The 20,305-nt window shown below is 41.0% G+C and carries 20 protein-coding genes and 1 pseudogene; 15 read left to right on the top strand and 6 right to left on the bottom strand.

The genetic code is table 11. The features are described from left to right. Positions 1-84: 84 nt before the first annotated feature. The 4 genes and pseudogenes from EDD74_RS14330 to EDD74_RS14310 form a co-directional block, all read right to left on the bottom strand. A complete protein-coding gene (locus EDD74_RS14330; RefSeq protein ID WP_116441313.1) occupies positions 85-510 on the bottom strand; it encodes a cupin domain-containing protein in 426 nt (141 codons plus the stop codon). 271 nt (positions 511-781) lie between these two features. Beyond that, complete coding sequence (locus EDD74_RS14325) at positions 782-1,339, bottom strand: ABC transporter substrate-binding protein (protein ID WP_008974967.1); 558 nt, start codon at positions 1,337-1,339, stop codon at positions 782-784. Next, on the bottom strand, positions 1,329-3,278 hold the full coding sequence (locus tag EDD74_RS14320) for a recombinase family protein (protein WP_116441315.1): 1,950 nt from the start codon (positions 3,276-3,278) through the stop codon (positions 1,329-1,331). Before EDD74_RS14320 ends, EDD74_RS14325 begins: the two co-directional genes overlap by 11 nt. A 316-nt stretch (positions 3,279-3,594) precedes the next feature. Further along, positions 3,595-3,936: pseudogene (locus EDD74_RS14310) on the bottom strand (ATP-binding protein); the annotation flags it as partial. Between the two features lie 486 nt (positions 3,937-4,422). Between EDD74_RS14310 and EDD74_RS14305 the strand changes: the two are divergent. From EDD74_RS14305 to EDD74_RS14295, 3 genes are read left to right on the top strand one after another with little or no spacing between them, the layout of a single operon-like run. Continuing rightward, complete coding sequence (locus EDD74_RS14305; RefSeq protein WP_174704837.1) at positions 4,423-4,740, top strand: multidrug transporter; 318 nt, start codon at positions 4,423-4,425, stop codon at positions 4,738-4,740. 55 nt (positions 4,741-4,795) lie between these two features. Continuing rightward, the gene (locus tag EDD74_RS14300) at positions 4,796-5,107 is read left to right on the top strand and encodes a DUF4258 domain-containing protein (RefSeq protein WP_116441317.1); all 312 of its coding nucleotides are present in this window, start codon (positions 4,796-4,798) and stop codon (positions 5,105-5,107) included. A 5-nt stretch (positions 5,108-5,112) separates the two neighbouring features. Beyond that, entirely contained in the window at positions 5,113-5,340 is a 228-nt protein-coding gene (locus EDD74_RS14295) for a type II toxin-antitoxin system MqsA family antitoxin (RefSeq protein ID WP_059070111.1), read from the top strand. A gap of 110 nt (positions 5,341-5,450) precedes the next feature. Here the strand turns inward: EDD74_RS14295 and EDD74_RS14290 are convergent, their stop codons facing one another. Continuing rightward, positions 5,451-5,930: an ABC transporter substrate-binding protein gene (locus tag EDD74_RS14290; protein ID WP_116441318.1), complete on the bottom strand. Its 480-nt coding sequence runs from the start codon at positions 5,928-5,930 to the stop codon at positions 5,451-5,453. A gap of 181 nt (positions 5,931-6,111) precedes the next feature. Between EDD74_RS14290 and EDD74_RS14285 the strand changes: the two genes are divergently transcribed. From EDD74_RS14285 to EDD74_RS14230, 12 genes are all read left to right on the top strand, one after another. After that, complete coding sequence (locus tag EDD74_RS14285) at positions 6,112-7,023, top strand: AEC family transporter (RefSeq protein ID WP_008974981.1); 912 nt, start codon at positions 6,112-6,114, stop codon at positions 7,021-7,023. 234 nt (positions 7,024-7,257) lie between these two features. After that, positions 7,258-8,349, top strand: a complete 1,092-nt coding sequence (gene yedE / locus EDD74_RS14280) for a YedE family putative selenium transporter (RefSeq protein ID WP_008974982.1) — start codon at positions 7,258-7,260, stop codon at positions 8,347-8,349. A gap of 37 nt (positions 8,350-8,386) precedes the next feature. Then, positions 8,387-8,590 (top strand): sulfurtransferase TusA family protein, encoded by a 204-nt coding sequence (locus EDD74_RS14275; RefSeq protein WP_008974983.1) that lies wholly within the window; start codon positions 8,387-8,389, stop codon positions 8,588-8,590. A 282-nt stretch (positions 8,591-8,872) separates the two neighbouring features. Continuing rightward, the gene (locus EDD74_RS14270; protein ID WP_008974984.1) at positions 8,873-9,691 is read left to right on the top strand and encodes an SseB family protein; all 819 of its coding nucleotides are present in this window, start codon (positions 8,873-8,875) and stop codon (positions 9,689-9,691) included. A gap of 235 nt (positions 9,692-9,926) precedes the next feature. Beyond that, positions 9,927-12,017 carry a phospholipase D-like domain-containing protein gene (locus tag EDD74_RS14265; RefSeq protein WP_116441319.1) on the top strand — a complete coding sequence of 697 codons (2,091 nt, stop codon included), beginning with the start codon at positions 9,927-9,929 and terminating at the stop codon, positions 12,015-12,017. A 522-nt stretch (positions 12,018-12,539) separates the two neighbouring features. Continuing rightward, positions 12,540-13,298 carry an adenosylmethionine decarboxylase gene (speD, locus tag EDD74_RS14260; RefSeq protein WP_009262320.1) on the top strand — a complete coding sequence of 253 codons (759 nt, stop codon included), beginning with the start codon at positions 12,540-12,542 and terminating at the stop codon, positions 13,296-13,298. 79 nt (positions 13,299-13,377) lie between these two features. Further along, positions 13,378-14,832, top strand: coding sequence for an aminotransferase class I/II-fold pyridoxal phosphate-dependent enzyme (locus EDD74_RS14255; RefSeq protein ID WP_016438393.1), 1,455 nt, complete (start codon positions 13,378-13,380; stop codon positions 14,830-14,832). Between the two features lie 5 nt (positions 14,833-14,837). Then, positions 14,838-15,689 (top strand): polyamine aminopropyltransferase, encoded by an 852-nt coding sequence (gene speE, locus EDD74_RS14250; protein ID WP_008974988.1) that lies wholly within the window; start codon positions 14,838-14,840, stop codon positions 15,687-15,689. Next, complete coding sequence (gene speB / locus EDD74_RS14245) at positions 15,679-16,533, top strand: agmatinase (RefSeq protein WP_008974989.1); 855 nt, start codon at positions 15,679-15,681, stop codon at positions 16,531-16,533. Before speE ends, speB begins: the two co-directional genes overlap by 11 nt. Before the next feature lie 70 nt (positions 16,534-16,603). After that, positions 16,604-17,806, top strand: coding sequence for a saccharopine dehydrogenase family protein (locus tag EDD74_RS14240; RefSeq protein WP_009262317.1), 1,203 nt, complete (start codon positions 16,604-16,606; stop codon positions 17,804-17,806). Continuing rightward, positions 17,806-18,942 carry a carboxynorspermidine decarboxylase gene (nspC, locus tag EDD74_RS14235; protein ID WP_116441320.1) on the top strand — a complete coding sequence of 379 codons (1,137 nt, stop codon included), beginning with the start codon at positions 17,806-17,808 and terminating at the stop codon, positions 18,940-18,942. The genes EDD74_RS14240 and nspC overlap by 1 nt, the downstream gene beginning before the upstream one ends. 48 nt (positions 18,943-18,990) lie before the next feature. Continuing rightward, positions 18,991-19,692 carry a YoaK family protein gene (locus EDD74_RS14230; RefSeq protein ID WP_008974992.1) on the top strand — a complete coding sequence of 234 codons (702 nt, stop codon included), beginning with the start codon at positions 18,991-18,993 and terminating at the stop codon, positions 19,690-19,692. A 77-nt stretch (positions 19,693-19,769) separates the two neighbouring features. Here the strand turns inward: EDD74_RS14230 and EDD74_RS14225 are convergent, their stop codons facing one another. Then, positions 19,770-20,144 carry a metal-dependent transcriptional regulator gene (locus EDD74_RS14225; protein WP_008974993.1) on the bottom strand — a complete coding sequence of 125 codons (375 nt, stop codon included), beginning with the start codon at positions 20,142-20,144 and terminating at the stop codon, positions 19,770-19,772. Between the last annotated feature and the right edge of the window lie 161 nt (positions 20,145-20,305).

The raw sequence follows: 20,305 nt of genomic DNA, 5'->3' as shown, positions 1-20,305 counted from the left end.
TGATTTATCACTGGAAATATAAAATGGATGAAATCAGTGAAGAGGAAGCGGCATCCGTTTGATATAGCAATTATTTAATATTCGTTATACTAGTTTGCATATATACGGATTGTTCAAAGGTGTATAGAATGTTTTCTTTGCTTCTGTGAGAATCTGACCAAGATAAAATCCTTCAGTAGCATTGATTGTGACAATCCGATCACGGAAAAAATCCATGCAGGAAGCATCACAATCAAAAGAAATAACGATTAGGTTTGGTGCGATCTGCCCGTTTGCTCTCAGCGCATGGAATTCATTTGGTTTATGAAAAATCATCTCACCTTTCTCCAGGACAAGATTCTGATCTCCGGCGGTGACTTCAATTACTCCATTGTCTACACAGAGCAGTTCCCAGAAATCGTGGGACTCCCCTTCGTAGACAAAATCTTTTGTATATTCAAAATAATGGATTGAGTAGATTTCTGTGATCACAAGATTCTCCATAAGAGAAATACTTTCATAAGCGCTCATTTGATTTTCATCTCTCCTTTAAAATGTTCAGCATAAAAAGCAGATATTAAAAATAGTTATTTATCCGAAAAATGGATGTTATAAGAAAAATAGCAGGGTTCAGAGACTGCGCTGTTTGTCAGTAAATGGACAAATAGCAGCTGCCTTTGAACCCAACGTATATAAATTTATACTATTTTATGAGAAGAGAGATGTCAAGAAAAATAGGGAATTAAATTCTATAAAAAATGATTTTGTGGCATATTTTCAAAGAAATAGAGAATGAAATACCCTAAAAATTTTTTGCCTTTTCCGCAAAAGTTGTTGTGACAAGATCTTTGTAAGGAACACGGGTTTTTAGTTCGCCGGAATCTTCCAGGATATCTTGAAGAAGTTCAAAGCTTTCTTCCTCAAAAACGAGATTGTTTTTCCAGGTATCCTGATCATAGTATCTTGTTACGATTGCTGTAATCGTATCGAGATCCGTTTCTTTGAATTGGGGAGCGATGACTTCGGCGATTTCTTTTGGAGAGTGAGCACGCACAAAATTCATTCCTTTTTGAAGGGCATTTGTAAATTTTTGAATGGTCTCAGGATTCTTTTTGAGATAGCTTTGTTTGGCACAGAACGCAGTGTATGGAACATAGCCGCTGTCAGTTCCGAGAGAAGCTACCACGTGTCCTTTTCCACCAGTTTCCAGAGAAGTAGCATGAGGTTCAAATTCTACAGTGAAATCTGAATCATCCTCAGAAAAAGCTGCTGCAGTAGAGCCAAAGTCAATATTCTGATTGATCTCTAGATCTTTGGCAGGGTCAATGCCATTCTGGCGGAGAATATACTCAAATACCATCTCCGGCATACCACCTGTCACCACCATTACAATGTAAATAATTGTCCGATAATTGTTCAGAAGTCATTTGAGTCGGTAAATCCGGCAGATATTGATGCATCAATACCGTAATCTCTTCTTTTGTTTTCACAATATTGTAAGGTTTCAGCGGATTATCCGTATCTTCCAAAATTCCCAATTCTTTCATCAAATTGATATAAGGTAAGATACTTTGTTTCGTTTTCTTAAATCCCAATGCTGTGATATGTTCTGACAAGTATTTTGCAGATGTATATCCACGTTCATCTTCTATAATCAGCTCCATTACAAGAGCGATTACAGTATTTTCTCGGCGATTCATCTCATCAGCAGGACTGTAATTGATTAAATCAGACAAACCATATTTTAAAGTGATTTCCGGCATTCCCTCTTTATCTACGTCAATTCTCTCAATCAACAGTTCAATATCTCTTCGGTCAAGAGTTCCACCTGCAATGATTTTATCAACTACATCCAATGCGTTTCTCAATTTGTCCTTTACATCCGGTGTTTCTATAGTAGTTTCGTTCAGTTCTTTTTCCTGCATCTCCAAACCATGAATCTGCGCCAGTAAATCCTTTTGCATAGAATCATAGGTTTCATGGATCAAATCCTCATTTTCCGATGCTATGGATAAATCTTTTATCTTCTGTGTTAAAAGTACCTTCAGTTGATTTTTTCGGTTTTGAATTTCTTCCTGAATGTCCTGTCGTTTTTCTGCCAGTGTTTTCTTTTCTGCCTCAAAGTCCCTCATATCATATGTGGAAATTACTTCACAAAGCGCTTCTCTGCACAGTTTAATATAATTCAGCACATCTTCCATCAAATCATTTTCCTCAATCAGATGCGCTTTCTCGCAATACCGCCTGCCTTTCGTATTATAGGTAGTACAAATATAATATTTTCTTTCTCTGCTGGATGTTTGACGCTTAATCGGTGTCAAACGACTTCCACAATCCTTACAAAACAAACAACTTCCAAAAGGATTGGGAATTTCTGAACCGATCCATTCCCCCCTGCTTCCACGATAATTTGTGCGATTACGCTTTTCTTTTAATTCCTGCACAAGAGAAAAAGTAGATTTATCAATAATTGCCGGATGATGATCTTCAAAAATACACTGTTCTTCTTTTGGAACACGTTTATCCTTTCCGTGTACTGTATTTCTGGCACGTTTTCTCAAACGAAAAGTTCCAATGTAAAAATCATTATCTAATAATTCCTTCACCATGCTGTCAGACCAAATGGTTGCAACTTTCTTTTTGCTTATGCGACCTTCTTCCATTTCCCGTTCCCGCTGTACCATAGAAGGCGTTGGGATACCCTGGTCAGTCAAATAATTTGCTATTTTGCGATAACCGGATCCTGAGATATAAAGATCGTAAACCATTTTGATAAATTCTGCCTCTTTGGGAACGATTTTGATGATACTTTTGTCTTTCGTATCCCGACAATATCCGAAAGGCGGTGTTGTCATAAGAGTACCTTCTTTTTGTCTGGCTCCGATCGCTCTTTTGATTTTCTTACTGGTATCTTTTACATAACGCTCATTGAACCATGTTTTAATTCCAATGGTGTCGTCGCTGGAATCGAAAGAATCGTAATTATCATCAATGACAATGAGATGTTTTCCCCGTTCCTGAAATTCATCCAAAAGCAAAAGAACCTTCGCATTATGTCTGCCAAGACGTGAGAAATCTTTCACATATACGGTATCAATATCTTTATCCAAATCAGCCATCATCTGCCTAAATCCCGGTCTGTCAAAAATATAACCTGATACTCCGTCATCTTCATACCATCGGTCAATAACCATTCCATGGTCGGTTGCATACTGGTTGATAATTAACTTCTGATTTTCTATAGAAACATAATTTCGCTTATCGTCATCTCTTGAAAGACGCACATATCCAGCATTCATGTCTTCATCCTTTCTGAAATATTATTTATAGAATCATGTAATATAATAAGGGCGAGAGAATGTCTCCCGCCTATAGAAATTACTGATTGATTTCTTTTATATGGTTTCGAATCAACGCTTTTATTCCGTTATGTATATTTTTATCCGGCTGCCCATCCGCAAACGTGACAACCCGAAAACCTATTTTCGTATATTTCTCCTTATCTGCCTCAAAGTCTTCTGAAGATGTATAATCTGTTCGCCACAGATAATATGTAGGTTTCTGCAGAGCTATCACACTCTTTCTATTTCTGATGTCTATACTAAGATATAAACATCAGATTGTTTTTGTGCCTGTCTGCTCTATAATATTTTCAGCCTGACTTGATTCGTCAGTAGCGAAAAAGGTTTTCATTTTCCCCATTTTTTCATGGGCAATATCACTCCGATAGCTAGAACCACTAACATATAACGGAACACACATTTCTAAAATACGATCATAAATTCGTTTCTTTTCTATGTTCGTTTCTTCTTTTAATTGTTTTATCGGAAAATTGGTAGTTACGATTAATGGTCTGCCAGATCGGTATCTTCGGTCAATTACGCTGAATACAATTCCAAGAGCATACTCAGAATTTCGTTCTGTGCCAAGATCATCCAAAATTAAAAGTTCATATTTTCTTTTACCTTTCTGAAAAATTAAGGAGACGGATGCCGGCTTTCCCAAAGAGATTTTTATGCTTTATTAAAATTCTCTTTTTATATCTCCTAATATAACGAAATGGAAAAAGCTCATTTTACAGGGGGGAAGAGAAAAAATTTAGAAGAGCAAGATCCACCCGTGTTTAACGTTATCGCGTTTCCGCCTCCGTTCACCTTATGAGTGTTCTCTTGATAATTCGAAAAAGAAAAAATGAAAAAATACTATTTTTAGATAAGTGATATTCAGAGTGTCTTAGATATTTTATGATACTCTTACAATATGATTCTGCTAATTTTTGATTATAAGAAGATTGTAGTATTCTGTGTTTTAAAATTCAATTTTGAATTGTAATTCTCAATAACACAAAATCGAAAATCAAATGCGTTTTTTCTAAATACAAGTATTGTGAAACTAAAATGCTTATACTATAATTTATTTATGCTAAAGTGGAGGAATATAACAATGTCGGAATACGGATTGACTAAAAAGGATTGGGATTTGTTCAGAGAAAAAATTTCAGATTGGCAAGAAGCCTATATGAATAAATTGAATAAAGAATATATTGAGTTACTGAGTGGCGAAGGAAGACCTTCTGAAAAATTCTGGACTTTAGAAGAGCGAATTCGCAACGATAAAAAAGATACAGGTGTACAGTTAAAAATCAGTCGTTCTAATTGCATTCCTAACATTATTTCACTTTTAAATGAAAGAGCAATCACGATGAAAGATTTAGAAGAATTTAGTGATGAATTGAAGGAAACTATTCTTAAGTATTGTTGATAATAAAATTGATGTATAATATTTATAGATTGCAACAAAGTTAAGGAGGGAGCGAATGAATTTAGAAATATATCAGAAATTGTGTTCAGAATCAAAAATCCTTTGGACACAGCATTGTCTGCAACGAATGCAGGAAAGAGATATCAGTCGTGCCGATGTAAAAAATGGAATTGCAACTGGCGAAATTATAGAAGATTACCCTGAAGATTATCCTAATCCAAGTTGCCTGATTTTTGGATATAATGTAAATGGACGAATTTTGCATATTGTTGCCGGGTGTGATAATATAAATATATATATCATAACGGCATATTACCCAGATACAAAGAAATTTGAAGATGATTTAAAGACTCGAAGAAAGAGGTGATGGATATGTGTATGTATTGTAAAAATAGTACCACGGTCAATAGCACAACAACACACGTCGTAAATTATAAAAATTGTATTATTGTAATTAAAAATGTTCCATGCCTTGAATGTGATCAATGTGGTGAAAAATATTATACAGACGAAGTTGCTGAACGCCTTGAATTGATTGTTGATATGGCAAAGAAATTAATGCAGGAAATTGCAGTTATCGATTATCCACAGGTAGCTTAATAATTTCGGCGGAAATATCATTGCTGGTATTTCCGCCACTTCTTTTTATATATTCTTCGCACTGTTCATCCCATCCACCCAGTTACATAAAATTACAATACTCTCTAAATTTACATTAATATATGTATGCCGCCTTTTCGCCCACCAAGTACTTTCTTTCCTTTTAGATCATCCCATGAGAAATCCGGCATTTCTTCCCGTGCGACAAGGAAGTTGCCTGCGCGCTGTGTCAGCTGTGCAAAGTTGACGACATAATCCTTTGCCCCTTCGTTGTAAGTGTAGATGGAAGCTTCTGATCCCATAAAGCCGATATCTGCCTCGCCGGAGAGAACGGCGGTCATTGTTTTGTCGGCGCCAAATCCAGTATTCAAAGTGATATCAAGACCCTCATCCTCAAAGTATCCGTTTTCGATTGCCGCATACATCGGTGCATAGAAAATAGAGTGTGCGACTTCGTTTAAAATGACTTTAGTAGGCTCTTTTTCTGTCGGTTGCTTTGTTTGCTTTTCTGTTTTTTCGCTGCCACATCCACTGACGGTAAGTGTGAGAAGGGCAGCGGTAATTAAATACACAATTGGTCGCTTTTTCATAATCTTTTCCTCCAAAAGATTTGTATGATTTCTATTAGTATATGAAACGGTAGAAAAATGTGTTTCCAAAATAGAACAATCGAAGATTGACTGCCATGTTGCTTTTTTTAGGAAAGTTATGGTATAGTGAATAACCGAAACAGGAAGAGTTTATGAAAATAAAATATTTGGGAGAGATGTTATGGGAGAAATATTGATGCAGGCGTTTTCGTTTGTTGCAATTATTATTCTCGGCTATGTGTTGCGCAGTCGAGGATTTTTTAAGGAAGAGGATTTTTATGTCATTTCAAGGATTGTGCTGAAGATCACACTTCCTGCGGCGATCGTTTCTAACTTTTCGGGGATGAGTTTGGAACCATCCATGCTTCTGATCAGCCTTCTCGGACTTGGGGGCGGTGTGATCCTGATTGGGACTGCATGGTTGATCAGTGCGGGGAAGTCAAAGGAAGAGCGTGCATTTTCTATTTTAAATATGAGTGGGTATAATATTGGAAATTTTACAATGCCGTTTGTGCAGAGTTTTCTTGGACCAGCGGGGATTGTGGCAACAAGTCTGTTTGATTCGGGGAATTCCTTTATCTGTCTTGGAGGTGCATACAGCATCGCTTCTATGGCAAAGGGGGAAGGCGGTGGATTTAAGATCAGGACGATTTTTAAGACGCTGTTAAAGTCTGTGCCGTTTGATGCATATCTTCTGATGACCGTATTATCGTTGCTGCATCTTAGCCTTCCGGCTCCGGTTGTATCGTTTACAAAAATCATTGCAAATGGAAATGCCTTTATGGCGATGCTGATGATCGGTGTTGGATTTAAATTGTCCGGAAACCGGGAACAGATTGGAAAAATTGTAAAAATCTTGAGTGCCCGGTATGCGGTATCAATCGTATTGGCGCTTGCCTTTTACTTTTTGCTTCCGTTTCCGCTGGAATATCGCCAGGCGCTTGTGATTCTCTGTTTTAGTCCGATTGCCTCGGCAGCACCGGCATTTACTGGAGATTTGAAAGGAGATGTGGGGCTTGCAAGTGCGGTGAATTCCATCTCAATTGTAGTCAGCATTGTTCTGATCGTGGCAGTATTACTTTTGATTTTGTAAAAATAGAAGATTTTTGAAAGAGAAAAGAAGTGTGGACACTGTTTATAGAAGAAAACTATAAATAGTGTCCATTTATTATAAATAATGATTGGACAAAGACAATATAGAAACCTATACTGATAGTAGAGCGTGTTTCTTGAAATTTGTTGGTAAAATGCAAGAACAGACTCACAGAGAAAAAACCTGTCGGAGAGACAGATTTTGAAGAAACAGAAGAAACTAGGAGGGAATGAGATGAATTTAACAGATTCAAAAGCAAAGCTGGCAGTAGGAGGTGCTCTTTGTGGAGTGGTAGCAGTACTGCTGGCAATTTTTGGAAATCCCGGAAATATGGCGATCTGTATCGCATGTTTCATCCGTGATACGGCGGGGGCGCTTGGGATGCATCAAGCAGCGGTCGTACAGTATGCAAGACCGGAGATTATAGGGATTGTATTGGGAGCATTTATTATTTCGGTTGTGACAAAAGAGTACCGTTCAACAGCTGGATCTTCTCCGATGATCCGGTTTGTCCTTGGTATCATCATCATGATCGGTGCGTTATTGTTTCTTGGCTGTCCGCTCCGTATGGTACTTCGTATGGCAGCAGGAGATCTGAATGCTTACGTAGGATTGATTGGATTTGTAGCAGGAATCGCAACAGGAATTGTAGCATTAAAGCAGGGATTCAGCCTTGGAAGAGCACACGAGACAAATAAGATGAATGGTGCCGTGCTTCCGGTATTAATGCTTGGCATTCTTGTGATGATTCTGATGGGATCTTCTCTTTTGATCGCAAGTGAAAAAGGACCTGGAAGTATGCATGCACCGGTGTGGTTAGCGCTGATCGGAGGAATTGTATTTGGAGCACTTGCGCAGAAAACGAGAATGTGTTTTGCAGGAAGTATCCGTGATATTATGTTAATGAAAAACTTTGACTTGTTCTCAGTGATTGCAGCTCTGTTTGGAGTGATGCTGATCTACAACATTGCAACTGGAAATTTCCATCTGAGCTTTTCAGGACAGCCGGTTGCACATGCACAACATTTGTGGAATATTCTTGGAATGTATATTGTAGGGCTGGCAGCAACACTTGCAGGCGGATGTCCGCTCCGTCAGCTTGTATTGGCTGGACAGGGATCTTCGGATGCGGCAGTGACAGTTGCAGGAATGTTTGTAGGTTCTGCGCTTTGCCATAATCTGAAGCTTGCTTCTGCAGCAGCAGCGGCTGCCACAGCAGAGACGGAGGCAGTTGTCGGAGGACCTGCAATCCAAGGAAAAATTGCAGGGGTAATCTGCATTGTTGTTCTGCTGATCATTGCATTTGCAGGAAATAAGCGAAAATAAAGCAGAAGAAATATCAGAACGAAGAGAGGTCGACAGTATGAAAGAAGTAGATGCAAGAGGACTTTCTTGTCCGGAACCGCTGATGATGACAGCAGATGCATTAAAAAATGAAAAAGGTCCGGTGAAAGTGCTTGTCAGTGAAGTGAATCAGAAGATGAATGTGGAAAAGTATGCAAAGAGCCATGGGAAGACTTACAAATCCAGAGAAATTGGATCAGAATTCGAGATCATTATCGAGTAAGGCGACGGAAGATACATACTAATTAGACAGTACAGAAAAAATATGCTCTGCCTGATGAAATATCATCATTGGGCAGGGCATTTTTTGCACTGGTTTTTGAAAAAGTTTTTCGGTTACATCTATACTTTGAATGACATATCATGTATAATAAATTTATTATGGTGCAAAAAGAAAGGGAACTTTCCAAGGGCACAAAGTGCGGAAGATTCCGCTTTAGGATAGTATCGTTAGCCGTTGATTTGATGGCAAGAGGCGGTTGACAGGAAGGAACGGGTTTGAAGAATGAGTGAAAAAGAACTGAGCGCGGAGGAAATCAAAAGAAATACATTGCCACTTTTACGGCATGCGGAAACTATTTATGTGTTGATGTCTGCATGTACAAAGATGCCGTATGTTGTCTGTGATGCGGAGACGTATGACGATGAGGTACTTGTATTTGTCAATGAGCAGGCAGCAAAGCAGGAGGCGGTCCGTCTTCTGCAGCAGGGAGAACCGGTTCAGGTTGTATCAGTAAAGAATGAGTCCTTGCTGGCATTTTACATCAGCCTGCTTCCAATTGGGGCAAATTGTTTGCGGGTGAATAAAGGAACACAGATCGAGACGGTGGTTCAGTTAGATGAACTGATCCGGAGACCGGATGGAGACCATCTTCCAGAGGGCCAGATCCGTATTGAGAATCCCGAGTTACATTTGACGGCGCTGTATTTTGCACAGGAATTTCGCAAGAAGAGAGAGGGCGGGATTACCGAAGAACTTAAAGAGTTAAATGAAGAGATGCTGGCACATTTCCGCAGGGGGAAATATATTGTTGCAGTACAGAAAGAAGGACAGCAGATTCCGATTCTGAGAGAAAAGGACGGACAAATGTATCAGCCATTATTTACAGATATTCAAGAATTTAACAAGTTTAATAAAGAGAAAAACTTAAAGGCAGCGATCATAGAGTTTTCGAATCTGCCAAAATTTCTGGCGCCGGAGGCAAAAGGTGTGATCATTAATCCAAATGCAGTGAATATCAAATTGGATATGGCACGTCCAAAGCAACCGTCAGAAGAGCAGAATCAGGCACAGGCAACGGAACAAAAACAGGCAGAAGTGTAGCAGACAGAGTGGGCGGTAAATCAGGAAGCAGTAGAAAATAGAAACAGATATATGGAAAAGAAAAGTACCTTTGGCGGACACAAAATACAGAGTGTCTTCCGAAGGTCTTTTTATTGCATGGAAAATCTTCCGACAGACAGAAACAAAAGTGGAGGGTTTGTTTCTTTTTTAGAAAGGGATATTGATTTTTGAGTCAAATATGCTATATTTGTTACATTCAAAGGAGGAGAAGCGTATGAAAGAACGCGTGTTAAAGGAATATTTTTCCATTCCGAACTTGATGGGATATTTTCGGATTTTGTTGATCCCGGTATATTTATTCCTTTATATTCGGGCGGAGACAACGGAAGAATATTATATGGCTGCAGTTGTGCTGCTTGTTTCTTTCTTGACAGATCTTTTTGATGGAAAGATTGCAAGAAGATTCGATATGGTGACGGAATTTGGGAAAATTTTGGACCCTGTGGCAGATAAGTTGACACAAGGGGCGATGGCGATCAGTTTTTCCTATAAATATCCGGCGATGGGGATTTTGCTGTTCGTGTTTTTAGGAAAAGAGTGCCTGATGGCAATACTTGGCTTATATATGATGAAAAAAAATTACCGGATGGATGGAGCACAGAAGCATGGAAAGGTATGTACAGCGGTACTTGATCTTGTGATGATCCTTGTATTGATTCTTCCGGGCATGTCGATTTTGATCGTCAATGTTCTTGCTGGAATTGCAATTATAGTCATGCTTAGTTCCTTGGCATTATATTTGAAGATGTACTGGAAGGTGTGGAAGAGTATTGCAGGAGGAAACCAAAAAAAGAAAATAGAGAATGCTTCTGAGAAAGAGAAGGAGGATAAGAAAAAGCAGGAAGCAAACATTCAGGAGAGAGAGGAAGGGGAATCGAAGAAGAAAGGCAGGAGAGGTCGTATGTGGAAAATCATACTGACAGTATGTATCATTGTTGTAATTATTGCAGTTGTTCTGATTCCTTATTTAAAACAGCCTAAAATTACAGAAGAAACAAAGAAAAATTTCAGTGCAGAAAAATTTTATGGAGAAAGCGCATCGGGAGAGCGGGCGAAAATCATACCGGAAAATGGGGAAGCTTTGGAGGAGCGGATCCGCATGATTTCGCAGGCGAAGGAAGAGATTATTTTATCTACCTATGATATAAAGGCAGATATCAGTGGAAAGCAGGTGCTTGCTGCATTATTGGATGCGGCAGATCGAGGAGTGAAAGTATCCATTGTAACGGATGGGGTTCCTTATGTGACTTCCATCTGGGGAAATCCTTATTTTCTTGCACTTGCAGGACAGGAAAATGTAGAGATCAAAATCTATAATCCACTTCGTTTCTGGCAGCCGTGGAAACTCATGGGACGTCTTCATGACAAATATCTGATCGTAGACCGATCAATGTACATTTTAGGAGGAAGAAATACATATGACTTCTTCCTCGGAGACCAGCCGGGCTATCAAAACTATGACTGGGATATACTTGTCTGTGTACCAGAAGGAAAGAAAGACACATCTTTAGAGCAGGTAAGAGATTATTTTTCATCTGTGTGGAAGATTTCAGACTGCAAGCTGTATGGAAAGAGCCCGATCTGGAAGTGGAATCCGTCGGTGAAAACGGCAGAAGGAGAATTGCGCAGACGTTACAAGGAGATTGCAAAAGAGCATCCGGACTGGATCATGGAAAAAGATTACACAGAAGAGACAGTAGAAGTGAAAAAGATGACATTGCTTTCAAATCCGACGCATGTCTATGCAAAAGAGCCGGTTGTCTTTTATGAGATGACGGAACTGATGAAGCAGGCAGATCATGAAGTGCTTTTTCATACACCTTATATTATCTGTAATGACTGGATGATGAGACAGCTTGTAGAGGTATGTGAAGGTGAAAAAGAAATCCGGATGATGACGAACTCTGTAGCGAACAATGGGAATCCATTTGGTGCGATGGATTATCGGAGAAATCGCGGGAAAATCATTGACACTGGCGTACAGATCATGGAGTATGACGATGGCGTTTCTTACCATGGAAAATGTTTTACGATCGATGGGCGTCTGACCGGAATCGGCTCCTTTAACTGGGATATGCGAAGTGCCTATCTAGATACAGAACTGATGCTTGTAGCTGACAGTGAGGAACTGACCAGACAAATGAATCAGGCCATGGCAAAGTATGAAGAAAAGGCATTGAAAGTTGTAGATGAGAGTCGGTATGATCTGAAAGAAGGACAAAAGCCAAGGAAGCTTAGCGACAAGAAAGCATTTCGGATCAAAGTACTCGATATATTTGGCTCCTGGGCAAGATTTTTAATGTGAATTAATTGACAATAGCAGAAAAATTATGTATACTGGACGAGACATGGAAGAACAGAGCAATCGGGTTCCATGCAAATATTTATTGACCACCCACAGATGTGGGGAAAGGCCATACGGACAGCCGGGTCAACTGCCGATAGGTGATATTATTACCGTTATTGATTGAGTTAGAAGCTCAATTTTATAAGTTGGTTACTTTATAACCAGTGCGTGAATGCGTGCATCAACTTGTGAAATGATCAATAAGAGTAGTAAAAGTAAAGTATTTGCTATATAGACTCTAAGCTTTGTTATTCTATTAAAAATTTGGAAGAGATTTCGATTACTGATTACAGTAGGAGAAATGTAGATTGAGATAGAATAAAATATAGATTAAAACGCAAGTAATGGAATGGATTCACATTATTTGCGTTTTTTTGTGTCTGGGAAATTACTTTGGAGTTCTTGCAATGAAAAAGATACTGCGTGTGGGGATAGCGACTCGCAGAGAGCAGATCGGAAAATATGCTGGGGGAAAGGCAAATGGAAAATAAAATCAGATTGTATGGATTTAACAATCTTACAAAGGTATTAAGTTTTAATATTTATGATATCTGTTATGCGAAGACGGCGCGGGAGCAGAAAGATTATGTGGCATATATTGATGAGCAATATAATTCCGAGAGGCTTACGAATATTCTTGTAAATCTGACGGACATGATCGGTGCAAAAATCTTAAATATTGCAAAACAGGATTATGAGCCTCAGGGGGCTTCCGTGACAATTTTAATCTCAGAGGAGAGCAAACTGCCAAGTGGCGAAATACAGCTTGCGCATTTAGATAAGAGTCATGTGACGGTTCATACTTATCCGGAATACCATCCGGAGAGCTGTCTCGCTACGTTCCGGGTAGATATTGAAGTTGGAACATGTGGGGAGATCACACCGCTTTCTACATTGAATTATCTGATTCAGTCGTTTGACTCTGATATTATTACGATGGACTATCGGATCCGGGGATTTACAAGAGACGTGGATGGGAAGAAACTGTTCATGGACCACAAGATTGCATCGATCCAGGAATACATTATGCCGGAGATTTTAAGAAGATACGATGCGATTGACATTAATGTGTACGAGGCAAACCTGTTTCACACGAAGATGATGGTAAAAGAGTTGGATCTTCAGGACTATTTGTTTAAGACAGATGTCTATGAATTACCGCCGACCAAAAGACTGGAGATCATCAATAGTCTGAGGCGGGAAATGATTGAGATTTTCAGTGGAAGAAATATTTTTTAGAGAGTTAGAAATATCTGGTCAGACAGCCGGATCATGGAATCGAAGTTACGAAAACGAATCCATGACAGGAGGATAAAAAATGGAAAAATTATCACAGACAAGAGCGCCGATCTACGAGGCGTTAGAAGCGTTCAGAAAGCAAAGAGTTGTTCCGTTTGACGTGCCGGGACATAAAAGAGGGAGAGGAAATCCCGAGCTTGCAGAACTTTTAGGAGAAAAATGTGTGGGAATGGATGTCAATTCCATGAAGCCGCTAGACAATCTGTGTCATCCAATCTCGGTGATCCGGGAAGCAGAGGAACTGGCGGCAGAGGCATTTGGAGCAGCACATGCATTTCTGATGGTCGGAGGAACAACCTCGGCGGTACAGAGTATGGTGCTTTCCACTGTGAAGCGAGGGGAGAAGATCATTCTTCCGAGAAATGTACACCGGAGCGTGATGGGAGCAATGGTGTTGTGCGGAGCGATTCCGGTATACGTCAATCCGGAGTGCGATGACAGACTGGGGATTCCGCTTGGGATGAGTGTGAAAGCAGTTGAGAAGGCAATTCTGGAAAATCCGGATGCGAAAGCGGTGCTTGTCAACAATCCGACTTACTATGGGATCTGTTCTGATTTAAGAAGTATCGTAGCGCTTGCACATGCCCATGGGATGCTCTGCCTTGCCGATGAGGCGCATGGCACACATTTTTACTTTGGGGATAATCTTCCGGCATCTGCGATGGCGTGCGGGGCAGACATGGCAGCAGTATCGATGCATAAGTCGGGGGGAAGTCTGACGCAGAGCTCTCTTCTTTTGACCGGACCGGAGGTGCATGAAGGGTATGTCAGGCAGATCATTAATCTGACACAGACGACAAGTGGTTCCTACTTGCTGTTGTCAAGCCTTGACATTTCCAGAAGGAATCTGGCGCTTCGCGGGAAAGAAATATTTGAAAAAGTAATCCGGATGGCAGAGTATGCGAGAGAAGAGATCAATCAAATCGGTGGGTACTATGCCTATGGGAAGGAAATTTGCAATGGAGACAGCATCTATGATTTTGATATCACGAAGTTGTCGGTACACACAAGAGAAATCGGGCTTGCGGGGATTGAAGTGTATGATCTCCTGCGGGATGAATATGATATTCAAATCGAGTTTGGTGATCTTGGAAATATTCTTGCATATCTTTCCATCGGAGATCGCCCGCGGGATATCGAGCGTCTTGTCAGTGCGCTTTCGGAAGTGCGGAGAAGATTTGGGGGACCAAGCGTAGGACTTCTTTCCCAGGAATATATCGAACCGAAGGTGATCGTTTCTCCGCAGACAGCCTTTTATGCGGAGAAGGAATCACTTCCACTAAAGGAAAGTGCAGGGAGAGTGTGCAGTGAATTTGTGATGTGCTATCCTCCGGGAATTCCGATTCTGGCACCGGGGGAGAAAATTACAGAAGAGATTCTGGAATACATTGTTTATGCAAAAGACAAGGGATGCTCTATGACCGGACCGGAAGATCCGGACATTGAGCGGCTGAATGTGCTGAAAGGAGTGTAGGGAAGATGGAACTATGGTTTTCTGAGGTACAGACACCTCATGTAAAATTTTCAGTGAGAGTTGACAGACAGCTTTATAGTGGAAAAAGTGAATTCCAACGGATTGATGTGTTTGAGTCGCCGGAGTTCGGCCGAATGCTTGTGTTGGATGGTTACATTATGCTGACGGAGAAGGATGAATTTATTTATCATGAGATGATGACACATATTCCGATGGCGGTGCATCCATCCGTGAAAAATGTGCTTGTGATCGGCGCGGGAGACGGAGGGATTATCCGGGAGCTGACAAAGTATCCGGAAATTGCACACATTGATATGGTGGAAATTGATGAGCAGGTTGTGGAAGTGTGCAGGAAATATCTTCCACAGACTGCCTGCCGGCTAGATGATCCGAGGGTGGAGATCCATTATGAGGATGGGCTTCGGTTTGTGCGGAGCCGGGAAAATCAGTACGATCTGATCATTGTTGACTCGACGGATCCATTTGGACCGGGCGAAGGACTTTTTACAAGAGAGTTTTATGGAAATTGTAACAAAGCCTTGAAAGAGGACGGAATCATGATCAACCAGCATGAAAGTCCATTTTATGATGAAGATGCTATTTCCTGCCAGAGAATGCACAAACGGATCGTGGAATCTTTCCCGATCAGCAAGGTGTACCATGCGCACATTCCGACCTATCCGTCCGGACACTGGCTGTTTGGATTCGCATCAAAAAAATATCATCCGCTCAGAGACTTAAATGATATTGCATGGAACATGAGAGGAATCTCTTGCAGATATTATACGACGACACTCCACAAGGGAGCGTTTTATCTGCCGTACTACGTAGAGGAGATGTTAGAAAATGTTGAATAAAAATGTAGAAGTATTTATGGCATGTGAAAAGGAAGCACATGAGGCGGACATCGTATTGTTCGGTGCGCCGTTTGATTCGACGACGTCTTACCGGCCCGGCACACGGTTTGGAAGCAGTGCGATCCGCAGAGAATCTTATGGGATCGAGTGCTACAGTCCTTACCAGGACAAAGATTTGGAAGATACGAAGGTGATGGATTGTGGAGATCTGGAGCTTTGCTTTGGAAATACAAAAAAGGCGCTTGCGCAGATTGAAGAACAGGCAAAAGAAATCTTAGATAACTCTGCAATCCCATTTATGCTCGGAGGAGAGCATCTTGTGACGCTTGGTGCATTTAGGGCAGTTTTGGAAAAATATCCGGATATCCATATCATTCATTTTGATGCCCATGCGGACTTGCGGGAAGAATATTTAGGAGAGCAGCTGTCGCATGCTTCGGTGATCCGAAGATGCTGGGATCTTGTCGGAGACGGAAGAATTTACCAATTTGGTATCCGTTCCGGTGACCGGGAAGAATTTTATTGGGCAAAAGAGCATGTGACAATGAGAAAATTTGACTTTGAGGGACTTGAGGAAGTGTTGGAGAAACTGGAAGGAAAGCCGATTTATTTCACACTGGATCTGGATGTGTTGGATCCATCTGTCTTTCCGGGAACCGGGACACCGGAGCCAGGAGGAGTTACCTTTGATGCACTGAGAAAAGCAGCTGAGAAAGTGTGCAGCCGGGCAAATGTTGTCGCCTGTGATGTAAATGAATTGAGTCCGCACTATGATCCAAGCGGCATCTCAACAGCAGCGGCATGTAAGATTGTAAGAGAAATGTTGCTTGCGCTGAGTAAGTAGAAAAGTTTCCGAAGAAGTTAAACAAAAAATAAAAGAAAAACAAGAGGAAAGAAACAAGGAGGAACAAAAAATGGGTAAAGTGTTGATTGTAGGATGTGGAGGAGTTGCTTCAGTGGCAGTGCATAAATGCTGTCAGAACAGTGAGGTATTTGAGGAGATTTGTCTTGCGAGCAGAACAAAATCAAAATGCGATGCGCTGAAAGAAAAACTCGAAGGAACGACAAAAACAAAGATCACAACTGCACAGGTAGATGCGGATAACGTGGAAGAACTGATTGCACTGATCGAAAAGGAAAAACCGGATGTTGTCTTAAATCTTGCGCTTCCATACCAGGATCTGACAATCATGGATGCATGTCTTGCGACAAAGACACACTATGTAGATACAGCGAACTACGAGCCGGAAGATACGGCAAAATTTGAGTACAGCTGGCAGTGGGCGTACAGAGAACGTTTTGAAAAGGCAGGGATCACAGCACTTCTTGGAAGCGGATTTGATCCGGGTGTGACAAGTGTTTTCTCCGCATATGCATTAAAACATGAATTTGATGAAATCAACTATATCGATATTTTAGACTGCAACGGCGGAGACCATGGGTACCCGTTTGCGACAAACTTCAATCCGGAAATCAATATTCGCGAAGTATCCGCAAAAGGTTCTTACTGGGAAGATGGAAAATGGGTAGAGACAGAGCCGATGGAGATTAAAAGAGTTTATAATTTTGATGGAGTCGGAGAGAAAGATATGTATCTGCTCCACCATGAGGAGATCGAAAGTCTTGCATTAAATATTCCGGGAATCAAGAGAATTCGTTTCTTCATGACATTTGGACAGAGTTATCTGACACACTTAAAATGCCTGGAAAATGTGGGAATGACTTCGATCGAGCCGATCATGTATGAAGGAAAAGAGATTATCCCGTTACAGTTCTTAAAAGCAGTCCTTCCGGATCCTTCTTCACTGGGACCGCGTACAAAAGGAAAGACCAATATCGGATGTATTTTCCAGGGAAAGAAAGATGGAAAGGAAAAGACATATCAGTTATATAATATTTGTGATCATCAAGAATGCTACAAAGAAGTTGGATCGCAGGCTGTGGCATATACAACTGGAGTGCCGGCGATGATTGGTGCGATGATGATCATGACTGGAAAATGGAACAAACCGGGTGTACATAACATCGAAGAGTTTGATCCAGATCCGTTTATGGATGCGCTCAATACATGGGGACTTCCATGGATCGAATCTCACAATCCAGTGCTGGTGGACTAATGAGCAGCATGGGGAAGGAAGTAGTCTCTACACCATATTTTGTTGTGGATGAGCGAAGACTGCTTCATAATCTTGAGATTTTAAAGCAGGTGGCAGAAGAAAGTGGATGTAAGATCCTTTTGGCGCAAAAAGCATTCTCGATGTTTTCTGTCTATCCGCTTCTTAGAAAGTATCTTTGCGGGACTACGGCAAGTGGTCTTTATGAGGCAAGACTTGGCAAAGAAGAGTTTGGTGGGGAGACACATGTGTTCTCCCCGGCATATCGGGCGGAGGAATTTGACGAATTGCTCCAGTATGTAGATGATCTTGTATTTAACTCTCCGGCACAGGTAAGAAAATATGGGATTCGCGCAAAGAATGCGGGAAAATCTATCGGACTGCGTGTCAATCCGGAGTGTTCCACACAGGAGGGCCATGCCATTTACGACCCATGCGCACCGGGTTCACGGCTTGGAACAACATTAGAAGCATTTGAGGAGGAGCTCGTACCGCTTCTCGATGGAATTCATATGCACACGCTCTGTGAGCAGAACTCGGATGATTTGGAGAAGACGGTCGAAGCGCTGGAGGATAAGTTTGGAAAGTGGCTTCCGCAGATGAAGTGGTTGAATCTCGGAGGAGGACATCATATCACAAGAGCAGATTATGATCGAGAGCGACTTGTGAGGCTTATCCGCCGTCTGAGAGAAAAATACCAATTGGAAGTTTACCTGGAACCGGGAGAGGCAGTCGTATTAAATGCGGGAGATCTTGTTGCAAGTGTGATGGAAATCGTGCATAATAATATGGAGATTGCCATACTGGATACATCGGCAGCATGTCATATGCCGGATGTACTGGAGATGCCGTACCGTCCACCGGTACAGAAGTCAGGCAATCCGGGAGAAAAACAATATACTTACCGATTTGCCGGTCCAACCTGTCTTGCAGGAGATGTGATCGGTGACTATTCTTTTGAAAAACCGCTTACAGAAGGAAGCCGTGTGGTATTTGAAGATATGGCGCTTTATACGATGGTAAAGACAAATACGTTCAACGGAATGGCACTTCCATCGATTGTTTTCCGCGATCAAGAAGGAGAAGAACATCTTGTGCGGACATTCGGTTATGAAGATTTCAAAAATAGGCTTTCGTAAGATAGATTGTTTTGTTCCACATAAAAGGGAAAGAAAGCCGGGGATGAGATGAAACGTTCAAAACAGATGTCAGAATCCATTGAACTTGGAATTTTGCTTGCTTTGTCAGGCGGATTGATGGATGCCTATTCTTATATTTACAGAGACCATGTATTCGCCAATGCACAAACAGGAAATATTTTGCTATTTGGAATTCAGTTGGCGGAGAAGAACTGGACAGCAGCGCTGCATTATCTGTTTCCAATCAGTGCTTTTGTGGTTGGAATCGCATTGGCAGATATTGTACGCATGAAGACGGATGAGAAGAATTTTCATTGGCGCCAGATTTGTGTGCTGATAGAGGCATTTGTCCTTATTTGTGTTGCATTTTTTCCACAGAGCATGAACACAGTTGCAAACAGTCTAATCTCGTTTGCGTGTGGAATCCAGGTGGAAAGTTTTCGTAAAATTCATGGGCAGGGAATTGCCACAACGATGTGTATCGGAAATTTGAGGAGTGCTACACAGAACCTTTGTGAATACTGGAGTACAAAAAATCGGAAGGCCGTGGAGAAGGGAATGCTCTATTATGGGATTATTATTTGTTTTGTGATGGGAGCTGTGCTTGGAAATGCTTGTATCAGATATCTGCATGGAAAAGCGATTCTCGTCAGTGCGGGACTTCTTGCAGCAGCATTTCTTCTGATGTTTGTCGACAAAGAGAAAGAAGAAAAGGAAGCGGCTTCGCATAGAAAAGTATATAGAAAATAAAAGTGTGCTTCGCAGGAGAATCCATAAGATTAACCTGTGAGGCACACTTTTTATTATAGAGAAATACTCTTTTAAAATTATCGCTCAGATGGAATATGACGCTTAATCGCTTCAAAGCTCTCACTGCTGATCACATGTTCAATCCGGCATGCATCTTCGGAAGCGATTTCCTCGGATACACCTAGTTTCACAAGCCAGTCAGTCAGAAATTCATGGCGTTCATAGATCATCTCTGCAATCTCGCGCCCGGAATCTGTCAGGAAAATGAAACCGGCTTCTGACACAGTAATATGCTTCTTCTCACGAAGATTTTTCATAGCGACACTGACGCTGGATTTTTTGAATCCCAGTTCGTTTGCGATATCGACAGAGCGTACAACCGGGAGCTTTTTACTTAGAACAAGAATGGTTTCCAAGTAATTTTCTGCAGACTCATTTCCAAAAGTTCTCAAAATCTTCGCCTCCTTTTCCAAATAGAAATTTATTTTTGATTAAAAAAATTACATGAAACTGAAAGTAGTATAACATAGTGGCGAAAAAAATACAAATAAATACTGAGGAGGAGCGAAGCTGTCAGGGAGATCAATAAAATGAAAAATAAAACAAAAAGTAA

It is taken from the genome of Faecalimonas umbilicata (genome assembly GCF_004346095.1).
GTDB classification, from domain to species: Bacteria; Bacillota; Clostridia; order Lachnospirales; family Lachnospiraceae; genus Faecalimonas; species Faecalimonas umbilicata.
This window is presented reverse-complemented; position numbering and strand designations above follow the sequence as displayed.

Excerpts from the sequence above, each read along its gene's own strand:
- EDD74_RS14330 (WP_116441313.1), bottom strand. The coding sequence starts at position 510 with ATGAGCGCTTATGAAAGTATTTCTCTTATGGAGAATCTTGTGATCACA.
- speD (WP_009262320.1), top strand. The coding sequence starts at position 12,540 with ATGGAAAATAAAATCAGATTGTATGGATTTAACAATCTTACAAAGGTA.
- EDD74_RS14325 (WP_008974967.1), bottom strand. The coding sequence starts at position 1,339 with ATGGTATTTGAGTATATTCTCCGCCAGAATGGCATTGACCCTGCCAAA.
- EDD74_RS14320 (WP_116441315.1), bottom strand. The coding sequence starts at position 3,278 with ATGAATGCTGGATATGTGCGTCTTTCAAGAGATGACGATAAGCGAAAT.
- EDD74_RS14305 (WP_174704837.1), top strand. The coding sequence starts at position 4,423 with ATGTCGGAATACGGATTGACTAAAAAGGATTGGGATTTGTTCAGAGAA.
- EDD74_RS14300 (WP_116441317.1), top strand. The coding sequence starts at position 4,796 with ATGAATTTAGAAATATATCAGAAATTGTGTTCAGAATCAAAAATCCTT.
- nspC (WP_116441320.1), top strand. The coding sequence starts at position 17,806 with ATGAGCAGCATGGGGAAGGAAGTAGTCTCTACACCATATTTTGTTGTG.
- EDD74_RS14265 (WP_116441319.1), top strand. The coding sequence starts at position 9,927 with ATGAAAGAACGCGTGTTAAAGGAATATTTTTCCATTCCGAACTTGATG.
- EDD74_RS14290 (WP_116441318.1), bottom strand. The coding sequence starts at position 5,930 with ATGAAAAAGCGACCAATTGTGTATTTAATTACCGCTGCCCTTCTCACA.
- EDD74_RS14275 (WP_008974983.1), top strand. The coding sequence starts at position 8,387 with ATGAAAGAAGTAGATGCAAGAGGACTTTCTTGTCCGGAACCGCTGATG.
- speE (WP_008974988.1), top strand. The coding sequence starts at position 14,838 with ATGGAACTATGGTTTTCTGAGGTACAGACACCTCATGTAAAATTTTCA.
- speB (WP_008974989.1), top strand. The coding sequence starts at position 15,679 with ATGTTGAATAAAAATGTAGAAGTATTTATGGCATGTGAAAAGGAAGCA.
- EDD74_RS14240 (WP_009262317.1), top strand. The coding sequence starts at position 16,604 with ATGGGTAAAGTGTTGATTGTAGGATGTGGAGGAGTTGCTTCAGTGGCA.
- EDD74_RS14270 (WP_008974984.1), top strand. The coding sequence starts at position 8,873 with ATGAGTGAAAAAGAACTGAGCGCGGAGGAAATCAAAAGAAATACATTG.
- EDD74_RS14255 (WP_016438393.1), top strand. The coding sequence starts at position 13,378 with ATGGAAAAATTATCACAGACAAGAGCGCCGATCTACGAGGCGTTAGAA.
- EDD74_RS14285 (WP_008974981.1), top strand. The coding sequence starts at position 6,112 with ATGGGAGAAATATTGATGCAGGCGTTTTCGTTTGTTGCAATTATTATT.
- yedE (WP_008974982.1), top strand. The coding sequence starts at position 7,258 with ATGAATTTAACAGATTCAAAAGCAAAGCTGGCAGTAGGAGGTGCTCTT.
- EDD74_RS14230 (WP_008974992.1), top strand. The coding sequence starts at position 18,991 with ATGAAACGTTCAAAACAGATGTCAGAATCCATTGAACTTGGAATTTTG.
- EDD74_RS14295 (WP_059070111.1), top strand. The coding sequence starts at position 5,113 with ATGTGTATGTATTGTAAAAATAGTACCACGGTCAATAGCACAACAACA.